14 protein-coding genes are annotated in these 10,809 nt (G+C 53.3%); 12 read left to right on the top strand and 2 right to left on the bottom strand.

From position 1 onward, the window contains the following. Positions 1-75 precede the first annotated feature (75 nt). The 3 genes from ACTG3Z_RS03925 (at position 76) to ACTG3Z_RS03915 (ending at position 2,393) form a co-directional block, all read left to right on the top strand. Positions 76-945: a methylated-DNA--[protein]-cysteine S-methyltransferase gene (locus tag ACTG3Z_RS03925; RefSeq protein ID WP_439141367.1), complete on the top strand. Its 870-nt coding sequence runs from the start codon at positions 76-78 to the stop codon at positions 943-945. A gap of 96 nt (positions 946-1,041) precedes the next feature. Next, on the top strand, positions 1,042-1,707 hold the full coding sequence (locus ACTG3Z_RS03920) for an OmpA family protein (protein ID WP_439141366.1): 666 nt from the start codon (positions 1,042-1,044) through the stop codon (positions 1,705-1,707). A 149-nt stretch (positions 1,708-1,856) separates the two neighbouring features. Continuing rightward, entirely contained in the window at positions 1,857-2,393 is a 537-nt protein-coding gene (locus ACTG3Z_RS03915; RefSeq protein ID WP_439141365.1) for an NADPH-dependent FMN reductase, read from the top strand. On the opposite strand, the gene ACTG3Z_RS03910 is transcribed toward ACTG3Z_RS03915, so the two are convergent. After that, positions 2,390-3,430, bottom strand: coding sequence for an NAD(P)/FAD-dependent oxidoreductase (locus ACTG3Z_RS03910; RefSeq protein WP_439141364.1), 1,041 nt, complete (start codon positions 3,428-3,430; stop codon positions 2,390-2,392). The genes ACTG3Z_RS03915 and ACTG3Z_RS03910 overlap by 4 nt on opposite strands. Before the next feature lie 51 nt (positions 3,431-3,481). On the opposite strand from ACTG3Z_RS03910, the gene mnmD reads away from it, so the two are divergent. From mnmD to ACTG3Z_RS03875, 7 genes are read left to right on the top strand one after another with little or no spacing between them, the layout of a single operon-like run. Continuing rightward, positions 3,482-4,150: a tRNA (5-methylaminomethyl-2-thiouridine)(34)-methyltransferase MnmD gene (gene mnmD / locus ACTG3Z_RS03905; RefSeq protein WP_439141362.1), complete on the top strand. Its 669-nt coding sequence runs from the start codon at positions 3,482-3,484 to the stop codon at positions 4,148-4,150. Further along, the gene (locus ACTG3Z_RS03900) at positions 4,147-5,022 is read left to right on the top strand and encodes a DMT family transporter (RefSeq protein ID WP_439141360.1); all 876 of its coding nucleotides are present in this window, start codon (positions 4,147-4,149) and stop codon (positions 5,020-5,022) included. Before mnmD ends, ACTG3Z_RS03900 begins: the two co-directional genes overlap by 4 nt. 60 nt (positions 5,023-5,082) lie before the next feature. Beyond that, entirely contained in the window at positions 5,083-5,547 is a 465-nt protein-coding gene (locus tag ACTG3Z_RS03895; protein WP_439141359.1) for a RidA family protein, read from the top strand. After that, the gene (locus ACTG3Z_RS03890; protein ID WP_439141357.1) at positions 5,544-6,314 is read left to right on the top strand and encodes a glycerophosphodiester phosphodiesterase family protein; all 771 of its coding nucleotides are present in this window, start codon (positions 5,544-5,546) and stop codon (positions 6,312-6,314) included. The genes ACTG3Z_RS03895 and ACTG3Z_RS03890 overlap by 4 nt, the downstream gene beginning before the upstream one ends. Continuing rightward, positions 6,311-7,498, top strand: coding sequence for a GNAT family N-acetyltransferase (locus tag ACTG3Z_RS03885; RefSeq protein WP_439141356.1), 1,188 nt, complete (start codon positions 6,311-6,313; stop codon positions 7,496-7,498). Before ACTG3Z_RS03890 ends, ACTG3Z_RS03885 begins: the two co-directional genes overlap by 4 nt. Continuing rightward, complete coding sequence (locus ACTG3Z_RS03880; protein WP_439141355.1) at positions 7,495-7,785, top strand: 4a-hydroxytetrahydrobiopterin dehydratase; 291 nt, start codon at positions 7,495-7,497, stop codon at positions 7,783-7,785. The genes ACTG3Z_RS03885 and ACTG3Z_RS03880 overlap by 4 nt, the downstream gene beginning before the upstream one ends. After that, positions 7,782-8,357: a YdeI/OmpD-associated family protein gene (locus ACTG3Z_RS03875; protein ID WP_439141353.1), complete on the top strand. Its 576-nt coding sequence runs from the start codon at positions 7,782-7,784 to the stop codon at positions 8,355-8,357. Before ACTG3Z_RS03880 ends, ACTG3Z_RS03875 begins: the two co-directional genes overlap by 4 nt. 42 nt (positions 8,358-8,399) lie before the next feature. Here the strand turns inward: ACTG3Z_RS03875 and ACTG3Z_RS03870 are convergent, their stop codons facing one another. Next, the gene (locus ACTG3Z_RS03870; RefSeq protein WP_375265398.1) at positions 8,400-8,888 is read right to left on the bottom strand and encodes a peroxiredoxin; all 489 of its coding nucleotides are present in this window, start codon (positions 8,886-8,888) and stop codon (positions 8,400-8,402) included. A 94-nt stretch (positions 8,889-8,982) separates the two neighbouring features. Between ACTG3Z_RS03870 and ACTG3Z_RS03865 the strand changes: the two genes are divergently transcribed. Both ACTG3Z_RS03865 and rsmD read left to right on the top strand, forming a co-directional pair. Then, a complete protein-coding gene (locus ACTG3Z_RS03865; RefSeq protein ID WP_439141352.1) occupies positions 8,983-10,194 on the top strand; it encodes an NAD(P)/FAD-dependent oxidoreductase in 1,212 nt (403 codons plus the stop codon). Then, entirely contained in the window at positions 10,191-10,748 is a 558-nt protein-coding gene (rsmD, locus tag ACTG3Z_RS03860) for a 16S rRNA (guanine(966)-N(2))-methyltransferase RsmD (RefSeq protein ID WP_439141350.1), read from the top strand. Before ACTG3Z_RS03865 ends, rsmD begins: the two co-directional genes overlap by 4 nt. The last annotated feature ends 61 nt before the right edge of the window (positions 10,749-10,809 follow it).

Here is a 10,809-nt window from a genome sequence, read left to right as displayed (position 1 = left end):
CTAAAATTAATAGACCCGCCGCCTTTGTGCAAAAAACGGATCGCTCTGAGGGATTTGAACCCTTAGAGTTCAGTGATGAACACACATGTTACACAGGGCCAAGAGGCCAGCTATCACTACAAACTTGTTCGCAGAGCGATTGAGCGTTTGGATACCAGTGACGCGCCAGTATCCCTTGAAGCGCTTGCGCAGGAAATGCAGCTCAGTCCGACGTATCTGCAACGGTTGTTTTCGAAATGGGCTGGGGTGTCTCCGAAACGCTATCAACAGTTTCTTGCGCTGGATCACGCCAAAACGCTATTGCGGGCCCATCATTCCACCTTGGAAACTGCAGTTGATACAGGGCTTTCAGGTGGTGGTCGTTTGCACGATCTTTTCTTGCGGTGGGAAGCCATGAGCCCGGGTACATATGCGAAAGGCGGCGCGGGCTTGACGATCTACACAGGGTGGTTTGACAGCCCTTTTGGGCGTGTCCTCGCGATGGGAACAGACGTAGGTCTGTGCGGCATGGCCTTTGCGGAGGAAACGGGTAGCGATGCCAGTTATGCTGATATGGCGCGCCGCTGGCCCGACGCGACATTTGTAGAAAGCCCTGACCGGCTGGATGCTTGGGTCAGCGCTGCTTTTGGGGGTGCTGGCGAGCGGAAACTTCATCTGATTGGCGCACCCTTTCAGATCAAGGTTTGGGAGGCTTTGCTGCATGTTCCTAGCGGACATGTCACCACATATTCTGACATTGCCCGTGCGGTTGGCAGCCCCAAAGCAGTACGCGCAGTGGGAACGGCGGTTGGCAAGAACCCTGTCAGTTGGCTCATCCCGTGCCACCGCGCTTTGCGCAAGTCAGGCGAACTTGGTGGGTATCATTGGGGAACACCTATAAAGCGTGCAATGTTGGCGTTTGAAAGCGCTGGGCGCGAAGCGGCACAGAACGAAATGGCGAAATAGCGCTGAAATTCCCCAAAACCAATTCTTGGGAAACTGATTCGCAGGTGTTATAGTACGCTTAGCTCCGATCAACGGAGAGAGCATATGAGGCACACAATGACACGATCCAAATCCCTACTCGCGCTTTCGGCGGCATCCCTTATCGCTTTGACAGCCTGCGTTTCGCCGGACAGTTCAGCGAACAATGATTTCAAAAAGACTAAGACAGGAACCGCCATTGGTGCAGGTGTCGGCGCAGTCGCAGGCCTGATTTCCGGCGATAGCGCGCAAGAACGTAAATCCAACGCAATCAAAGGCGCGCTTATTGGTGCCGCTGGCGGTGCGGTCGTTGGCAATGTGCTTGATAAGCAAGCCGCAGAGCTTCAGCAAAACCTTGGCAATGACCGCGTGACAATTACCAATACGGGTGATCGCTTGATCGTAACCTTGCCACAGGACATCACCTTTGCATCTGATAGTGCCGTACTTTCAGGTGGTATCCAGAATGATCTGATGGCGGTTGCAAACAACCTGCAATCTTATCCGGACTCCACAGTTCAAATCATCGGTCACACCGACAGCACAGGCGAAGCAGGGTATAACCAAAACTTGTCTGTACAGCGCGCCAATGCCGTAACCAACGTTCTTGCAAGGTCGGGTGTTCCACAGTTCCGCCTTCAAGGCATTGGCCGCGGTGAAGATCAGCCCGTAGCAAGCAATCTCACGGAAGAGGGCAAAGCCCAGAACCGTCGGGTTGAGATTGTCATTCTTCCGACAACCTAAGCCACAACGTTTCATACTTCATTGATGAGAGTCCTGCCTTTTTGGTGGGGCTTTTATTTTTGCACAGACACTCTGCATGAGCAGAGATTGAACTCTCTCCTCCTTTAGTTTTTGTGAGGTCAACGTTCATTCATACAAGGTCCTATCTCATGGCATCCCCTAAAGTACTTGGCATTTCCGGCTCGCTTCGCTCTGGCTCGTTCAACACAAAGTTGCTCAACGTTGCGATCACATCTTTTGGTGACGCGGAAGCGAATGTCGCGGACATTAACTTTCCACTCTACGATGGTGACATCGAAGCACAGGGCATCCCAGACGCGGTTCAAGCATTCGCGGCTCAGGTCGCTGACGCCGACGCTGTCATCATTTCCAGCCCTGAGTATAACAAGGGTATTTCTGGTGCGCTCAAGAACGCTTTGGATTGGGTGAGCCGCGTTGAAGGAAATGTCTTTCGCGGCAAACCAACACTTGTCATTGGCGCGGCTGCGGGGCGCACGGGTGGCGAAACGGCTTATTTCATGACGCGCCATTGTTTGACGCCTTTGGGCGCGACTGTCTTAGCGACCCCTGCGGTTTTGGTGGCTGGTGCGTTTGGCGAGTTTAACGACGATGGCGCGTTGAAAAGCGAGCAATATCAAGCGAGCCTTGATGCTGCCGTTAAAGTTTTGCGCAGCGTTGCGGGCTAACGAATAGATGCTTCCGGCCGGAAACCTTCTGGAATCCGGTCGGTGTTGTCCAATATCAGATCGGCCATGACCTCTGCGATTTTCGGAGCCATGCCAAAGCCAATTTTAAAGCCGCCGTTCGCAATGAAAGCGCCCTTTCGCACAGGATGATGTCCAATCATTGGTGCGCGCGATTTTGCACGCGGTCGCACACCTGCCCAACGCTCAATAACGGGTGCATCCGCAAGCACTGGAAACGCATGTTTCGCGCGCGAAACAACATCATCCAGTTGTGTGTCGGTGCTGGTGGGGTCGTCAAATTCACGCTCACTGGTAGAGCCAATCGCGATTGTTCCATTGGCATGTGGAATAATGTGCAACGCATCTGCGAAAAGCTGTGGTGCATCCAACGGGGTCTCAAATTGCATGACTGCCGCCTGACCTTTGACGCCATTGCCCACAGGTTGCGCCATCTGTTCAGCGAGCGCGAGCAAACCTTTCCAACCGGTCGCTTCAACGATGATGCCTTGCGCGGTGCCCTGCGCGTTTACAAAGCAGCCTTTGCTTTGCAATGCAGCAACAAGAGCATCGCATGTCATACGAGGATGCATACGCCCGCTTAACGTATCAAAGATCACCAGACCTGTTTCGCTTTTTGGCGACCATGGGCCAGGGGCGTCGATGATATCAAACTGAGCTAATCCTTGCCAAAGCTCTTTGGCCCCTTCGCGACGTGTTTTTGCTAACTCTAGCGTCCGCTCATCGTTGATAGGTTGCAAACGGCCCGAACGCGCATAACCGGTGCTTTTACCGCCTGCGTCTTCGACATTTTGCCAATAGTTTTCTGCCATGATCAGACTTTCGAATTGGAACTGTTTTTTGTCGTTCCAATTCTCTGGCGTGTGCGGTGCCAAGGCACCAACAACACCGCCGCTAGACCCTGCGCCAACGCCATAAGGATCAATCACTTGAACGCGCGCGCCGCGCTGAACACAGCTCCACGCTATGCTTAGGCCAAAAATACCTGCGCCATAGACGGTGATATCTGCCATTGCCATTTGCGCGTCCTCGTGTCCAATGCGTTTGAATAGCACCTAAGGCAAACGCGCATGAACGACCAGACAGGCAAGCTCGATTGGAACGAAGACGGCGTCCCGATTTCGCAGCGCTTTGATGATCCGTATTTTTCGCTACAAGACGGTCTTGCTGAAACCAAACATGTGTTTTTGGGCGGTAATGATTTGCCAGCGCGTTTTGTAGACACATTTCATGTGGCCGAACTTGGATTTGGCACAGGGCTTAATTTGCTCGCAACTTGGCAGGCTTGGCGACAAAGCGGTGTAGAGGGCGCGCTTCATTTTACCAGTTTTGAAGCGTATCCATTAGACGTGACAGAGATGCGCAAAGCCTTGGACGCATTTCCAGACGTGTCGGAACTGGCGAATGAGTTGCTGAGCAGGTTGAGCGCGACGGGTGCGAGCTGTGATGATCTCGTGTTCAGCCTTGTTGTGGGCGATGCACGAGAAACGCTTCCTAAGTGGCAAAGCAAAGCGGATGCTTGGTTTCTTGACGGTTTTTCCCCGGCAAAAAATCCAGAACTATGGGAGGCCTCGTTGCTAGACCACGTTGGATCACACACCAGATCAAATGGTACCTTCGCAACTTACACCGCCGCCGGATTTGTGCGGCGCGCGCTAATGGATGCGGGTTTTGATGTGCAGCGGGTTCAAGGTTTTGGACGCAAGCGCCATATGAGTATCGGGACAAAGCAAGCATGACGCAGAATAACGCCCCCCTCGGCATTGCGCTGATGATTGCCACGACATTCGTTTTTGCGATGCAAGACGGGATTTCTCAACACCTCGCGCGTGAATACAATGTGATGATGATTGTGATGGTGCGCTATTGGTTTTTTGCGGCCTTTGTTGTTGCGGTTGCTTCGCGCGCGACAGGGGGGTTGCGTCAGGCAGTACGCACGGATCAGCCCAAACTTCAGATATTCCGCGGGGTTCTTCTTGCTGCAGAAATATGCATCGCGATTCAAGGTTTCGTCTATCTGGGCTTGATCGACAGTCACGCGGTCTTCGCGTGTTATCCGCTTCTTATCGCGGCCCTGTCTGGTCCAGTGCTCGGTGAGAAAGTTGGTTGGCGGCGATGGGTAGCGATTGGGGTTGGTTTTATTGGGATGTTGATTATTTTACAGCCCGGCACAGGGGTCTTTTCGCCCTATGCGCTTATTCCGCTCGTCTCAGCTTTGATGTTTGCGCTTTACGGTTTGCTCACGCGCTTTGTGGCCCGCAAAGACAGTGCCGCGACGAGTTTTTTCTGGACAGGTGTGTCAGGTGCGGTGGCGATGACTGTGGTTGGCCTCACCTTTTGGGAGCCCATGAGCCGCTCAGATTGGCTTTGGATGGGGCTTTTGTGTCTGACAGGGGCAGGGGGGCATTTCTTGCTGATCAAGACATACGAAGTGGCAGAGGCGAGTTCAGTGCAACCTTTCGCATATTTGCAACTCGTTTGGGCGTCCTCGCTTGGCTTGTTGGTCTTTGCAGAGCAATTGCGCACCAACGTTGTAATCGGCGCATCGCTTATCGTGGCGGCAGGAATTTTCACGCTTGTGCGGGAGCGTATGGCTGCGCGCCGCGTTTGAGGCTTGCGTGCAATGAGCGTGCATGATTGCCTGTACATAAATCCAAATAGGAGAGACGACATGGCTGGAATTTTTGAAAGCAAGCTTGCGGAACTTGGTGTGACACTACCCGATGCGCCCGCCCCTGCTGCGAATTACGTACCTTTCGTGCAAGTGGGTGAATTGGTTCACGTGTCGGGTCAGATTTCGAATGACGCGAATGGGTTCATCACCGGCAAGCTTGGTGAAACGATGACCGCAGAGGAGGGCGCTGCGGCGGCCAAGACTTGCGCGATTTCATTGCTGGCTCAGGCGAAAGCGGCATGTGGTGGCGATTTGGATCGTCTGGTGCGTGTTGTGAAATTGGTGGGTTTTGTGAATTCGACCAGCGATTTTGGCGAGCAGCCAAAAGTCATCAATGGCGCGTCCGATTTCATGGTTGAAGCGCTGGGTGATGCGGGCCGTCATGCACGCTCTGCGGTGTCTGCGGCATCATTGCCCTTTGGTGTTGCTGTTGAGATTGAAGGCATCTTTCAGATTAAATGAACCGTTTAGACCCCTCGTTTCTTAGTAAACCGCTCGCGCACCGTGCTTTGCATGATGTCAAAGATGGCCGGCCAGAGAATTCGCGCGCGGCGATCAAAGCCGCGATTATCGCGGGTTATGGTATCGAGATCGATGTTCAACTGTCGAGCGATGGCGCGGCGATGGTGTTTCATGACTATGATCTGAAACGTCTCGCCAAAGACAGTGGGCCGATCCAGCAACGCTCAGGCGCTGATCTTGCGCGCGTTATCTTACGCGGGAGTGAGGAAGGAATTCCAACGCTTGTAGAAGTACTGGAATTGGTTGCAGGGCGGGTTCCTTTACTTATCGAAATCAAGGATCAAGACGGCATGATGGGTGCGAACGTGGGTCGCTTGGAACAAGCTGTGGCACGCGATATCGAGCGCTATGAAGGACCGATTGGCCTGATGTCGTTTAATCCCCATTCTGTGCAACAAATGGCAATTCATGCGCCGCAAGCGCCACGTGGCATCGTCACCAGTTCTTATAGGGCTGAGGATTGGCCGCTTCTTCCTGCGGGCACGCGGGATCGTCTTCGCGCTATCCCTGACTTTGACAGTGTCGGCGCGTGCTTTATCTCTCACGAAGTGGAAGATCTAGGAGCAACGCGTGTGGCAGATTTGAAGAACAAAGGCGCAAATATTTTGTGCTGGACCGTAAAAAGCGAAGCGCAGGAAATGCGCGCGCGCGTTGTCGCCGATAACATCACGTTTGAGCAATATTTGGCAAAGCTGCCTAACACATGAGCGACACGCCTGTCGAAATTGAAATCGTCCAAAGCCTTTCGCAGATCACGCCAGAGGATTGGGATGCGTGCGCTTGCCCAGAAACGCGTGACGGTGGTGCGCCCAACGATCCTTTCACGACGTATCGGTTTTTGAGCGCTCTTGAACAAAGTGGCTCTGTCGGGGCGGGCACAGGCTGGCAACCGCATTATTTGACTGCAAAGCTGAACGGTGAGCTCATCGGCGTCGCGCCGCTTTATGCAAAAAATCATTCGCAGGGCGAGTATATTTTTGATCACAACTGGGCGCATGCTTATGAAAATGCTGGCGGGCGCTATTACCCCAAATTGCAAGTTGCAGTTCCGTTCACTCCGGCCACGGGGCGACGTTTGTTGGTTAAGCCTGAGTTTGAACAGGTCGGGCAATCTGCATTGATCCAAGGTGCGGTGCAATTGGCGGCGAACAACGAGATTTCTTCGCTTCATTTGACGTTTTGCACCGAAGAGGAAATGCAAGCGGGCGTGGAGATGGGCCTGATGGCACGCGCCAGTCAGCAGTTTCATTGGATGAATGATAGGTATGAGAGCTTTGACGCTTTCCTTGCTTCGCTCGCGTCGCGCAAGCGCAAGAACATCCGCAAAGAACGCGAGCAAGCCAACGGATTTGGCGGGACTATTCGTGCTTTGACGGGTGATGATATTTTGCCTGAACATTGGGATGCCTTTTGGCAATTTTATCAAGACACCGGTGCGCGCAAATGGGGCACGCCTTATCTGACGCGACAGTTCTTTGATATTGTGCAAGAAAGCATGCGTGATGATGTGATCCTTGTGCTGGCAGAGCGTGATGGTGTGCCAGTTGCTGGGGCTTTGAACTTCATAGGGCGTGATGTACTTTATGGCCGCTATTGGGGCTGTGTTGAGGATCATCCCTGCCTGCATTTTGAACTCTGTTATTACCGCGCGATTGATGCAGCGATTGAACAGGGTTTGAGCCGTGTCGAGGCAGGCGCTCAAGGTGAGCATAAGCTCGCGCGCGGGTATTTGCCGGTAACGACCCATTCGCTGCATTGGGTCGGGGATAAGGGGTTCTCCGAAGCGATTGAGCGGTATTTGGTAGCAGAACGTGAAGCCATTGAAGAAAACATTGAAGTGCTCACGGACTATGGCCCGTTCAAGAAAATCCAAGTGGAGGAACACGAATGAGCGAAAAGCTATTTGATGACACACGCGATATTTTGCTCGATCCGTTGTTTGCAACTGGTTGGAGCATGGTGGAGGGTCGCGATGCGATTGAAAAACACTTCAAGTTCAAGAATTTCGCCGATGCCTTTGGCTGGATGACCCGTGCGGCGATCTGGTCAGAGAAGTGGGATCATCATCCCGAATGGTTCAATGTTTACAACAAGGTGCATGTGGTTTTGACGACCCATGATGTTGATGGGTTAAGTGCGCTGGATGTGAAATTGGCGCGCAAGTTGGATAGTCTGTGACCCTGCCAGATTTAGAGCAGGTCGAAGTGACGTCGCAAGCAGCCCTCTGGGCTTGGCTCGAGACACATCATTCTCAAGACGCGTCCGTTTTGCTGGTCACTTGGAAAAAAGCAGCTGGCGAAACCTATGTGGGCCGCGATGCCGTACTTGATGCTTTGATCGCTTATGGTTGGATTGATGGTCGCCGTTACAAACATGAAGATGCAATGCGCACGATCCAACTAATAGCGCCGCGCGCCCAGACTGTTTGGGCCGAAACGTATAAGCAAAGAGCCGTAAAGCTAGAGCAGGAGGGCCGCATGCAAGACGCGGGCCGGGCTGCTATCGCTTTCGCAAAGTCTGCAGGTCTTTGGAATGCAGGGAAAGATGTTGATGCGCTTTTGGTGCCAGATGTCCTAGTAGAAGCGCTTGAAGCGAAACATGCACGTTCAAAGTTTGACGTGATGGCCCCATCCTATCGTCGCAATGTGTTGCGATGGTTGAACTTGGCGAAGCAACAAAAGACCCAAGTTGCGAGGGCTGAGAAAATCGCGGAGTATTCCGCCCGCGGTGAAAAAATTCCGCAATACTAAGTGATTGGCACGCGTCACACGATATGAGCGCGTGCCAATGACCTACATAACGTCCAGCAAACCTTCGCCTGCGGAAATCTCGCACTCACCTGGGCTGCTTTCTTCGTTCAAGTGTGTGACAACACCGTCCTCAACCACCATCGCATAGCGCTTGGAGCGTGCGATGAGGCCCGCTGGTGGCGCGTCGAAATCCATGCCAATCGCTTTGGTGAACGCACTTTCTGCATCAGAGAGCATCGTGATGCCCGCCGCAGCTGCGCCTGTTGCGTCGCCCCACGCTTTCATGACGAAAGGGTCATTGACTGACACACAGATAATCTCGTCCACACCTTTAGCGGTGAATTGATCTTTGGTGCGCATGAAGCTGGGGACATGCGCGGAATGGCATGTCGGCGTGAATGCGCCCGGAACGGCAAAGATCACAACTTTGCGCCCTGCAAGTTTGTCCGCCAAAGCGACAGGTGCGGGACCTGCGTCGCCCAAATGGACCAAAGTGGATGAGGGGAGGCGGTCGCCTTTAGAAATTGTCATGAAGTTGCCCTTTGTTGGAATTGCGTTCTTGCCCTTCAAAGATATAGGGTCCGCGCAGATATTCGCCACCCGTATTCAAGAAGGACACGTGTTTATGGCACATTATGTCGTTATCGGAGCAGGCCAAGCGGGCGCTTCGCTGGTCGCCAAGCTGCGCAGTGCTGGTTTTGAGGGAGAGATCACTTTGATCGGTGAGGAACCTGTGCCGCCGTATCAACGTCCTCCTTTGTCCAAAGCGTATTTGCTCGGGGATATGTCACTTGAGCGCTTGTTTTTACGACCAGAAAGCTTTTACGCGGATCAAAAGATCACCTTGAAGATGGGTACGCCCGTGACGTCGATTGATACTGCGCGCCGCGTAGTGCATTTGGGCGACGAAGCGGTCCCTTATGATCAACTTGCGCTGACAACTGGATCGTCTGCAAATACGCTGCCAGCGTCCATTGGTGGTGATTTGGGTGGTGTTTATACCGTGCGCACCTTGGCAGATGTTGACGCGATGGCATCCTTGTTTGTTGAAGGTAAACGCGCTTTGATCGTGGGTGGTGGCTACATTGGGCTAGAAGCGGCAGCCGTTGCGCGCAAGATGGGCGTTGAAGTGACCGTCGTCGAGATGGCAGAGCGTATTTTGCAACGGGTCGCAGCGCCTGACACGTCTGATTATTTCCGGGCTTTGCATCGGTCACATGGTGTGAATGTTTTGGAGGGCGTGGGTCTCAAGACCCTCGATGGTGAGGGTCACGTGAGTGGCGCGACCCTGTCCGATGGCACAGTGGTTGATGTTGATTTTGTTATCGTAGGCGTTGGCATTACGCCCAATAGCGCGCTTGCGGAAAAGGCTGGCTTGAGTATCGAAAACGGTATTGCGGTGGATGAGCAGGGCCGTACCTCTGACCCGAACATCTGGTCTGCAGGTGATTGTGCGTCCTTTGAGCTTCGCGGTGCGCGGCGGCGTCTAGAGAGTGTGCAGAACGCGATTGATCAGGCTGAAGCAGTTGCAGAAAACATGATGGGCGCGGGCAAGAGCTACACGCCAAAACCTTGGTTCTGGTCCGATCAATACGACGTCAAACTCCAGATCGCAGGTTTGAATGTTGGCTATGACAGCGTCGTCGCGCGTCGTGATCCTAATAGTGCTGCGGTATCGTTTTGGTACTATCAAGGCCCAACGCTTTTGGCCGTCGATGCGATGAACGATCCGCGAAACTATATGATTGGCAAACGCCTGATCGAAGCTGGTAAATCACCAGCGCCTAATGTCATCGCCGATCCAAAGACCGACATGAAAGCATTGCTCAAAGCGTGAGGATTATTGGGGGCTCTTTTCGTGGTCGTGCGTTGGCCTACGTTGGCAAAGGCGACGCTGGTGCGCATTTGCGTCCTACGACAGATCGCGTGCGCGAGAGCTTGTTCAACGTACTAGCGGGTGGTCGTTACGGCGACCCGATCACGGATATGCGCTGTCTTGATCTTTTCGCAGGCACTGGCGCTTTGGGGCTTGAGGCGCTTTCGCGTGGCGCATCCTATACCACGTTTGTGGAGACGGGTCGCAAAGGTCAAAGTCTCGTCCGTGAAAATATTGCGCTGTGCGATTGTAAAGCAATGTCCAAGCTTTTTGCGCGCGATGCGACGCGTTTGCCGACAAATCCAGATGCACCCTATGGCTTGATCTTTCTCGATCCACCTTACGGGAAATCTATGGGTGAAGCGGCTTTGAAAAGCGCGCTGACTGGCGGCTGGATTGCTGAGGATGCTTTGATTTTATGGGAGGAGAGCGCAGTTATCGCGCCGCCGCTTGAATGTGAACTGCGAGAGACCCGTAAGTTTGGCGGCACGAACATCAGTTTCCTGACAACATAAAAAATGGCCCTGATGCGTAAAGCAACAGGGCCAGTCGGGTCGGGGGGAGATTTCAAAAGCT

Source organism: Planktotalea sp. (genome assembly GCF_965659345.1).
Lineage (GTDB): Bacteria > Pseudomonadota > Alphaproteobacteria > Rhodobacterales > Rhodobacteraceae > Planktotalea.
This window is presented reverse-complemented; position numbering and strand designations above follow the sequence as displayed.

Coding starts and splice junctions, on each gene's coding strand:
- ACTG3Z_RS03895 (WP_439141359.1), top strand. CDS start 5,083: ATGGCTGGAATTTTTGAAAGCAAGCTTGCGGAACTTGGTGTGACACTA.
- ACTG3Z_RS03915 (WP_439141365.1), top strand. CDS start 1,857: ATGGCATCCCCTAAAGTACTTGGCATTTCCGGCTCGCTTCGCTCTGGC.
- ACTG3Z_RS03890 (WP_439141357.1), top strand. CDS start 5,544: ATGAACCGTTTAGACCCCTCGTTTCTTAGTAAACCGCTCGCGCACCGT.
- ACTG3Z_RS03865 (WP_439141352.1), top strand. CDS start 8,983: ATGGCACATTATGTCGTTATCGGAGCAGGCCAAGCGGGCGCTTCGCTG.
- mnmD (WP_439141362.1), top strand. CDS start 3,482: ATGAACGACCAGACAGGCAAGCTCGATTGGAACGAAGACGGCGTCCCG.
- ACTG3Z_RS03925 (WP_439141367.1), top strand. CDS start 76: ATGAACACACATGTTACACAGGGCCAAGAGGCCAGCTATCACTACAAA.
- ACTG3Z_RS03920 (WP_439141366.1), top strand. CDS start 1,042: ATGACACGATCCAAATCCCTACTCGCGCTTTCGGCGGCATCCCTTATC.
- ACTG3Z_RS03870 (WP_375265398.1), bottom strand. CDS start 8,888: ATGACAATTTCTAAAGGCGACCGCCTCCCCTCATCCACTTTGGTCCAT.
- ACTG3Z_RS03885 (WP_439141356.1), top strand. CDS start 6,311: ATGAGCGACACGCCTGTCGAAATTGAAATCGTCCAAAGCCTTTCGCAG.
- ACTG3Z_RS03900 (WP_439141360.1), top strand. CDS start 4,147: ATGACGCAGAATAACGCCCCCCTCGGCATTGCGCTGATGATTGCCACG.
- ACTG3Z_RS03910 (WP_439141364.1), bottom strand. CDS start 3,430: ATGGCAATGGCAGATATCACCGTCTATGGCGCAGGTATTTTTGGCCTA.
- ACTG3Z_RS03880 (WP_439141355.1), top strand. CDS start 7,495: ATGAGCGAAAAGCTATTTGATGACACACGCGATATTTTGCTCGATCCG.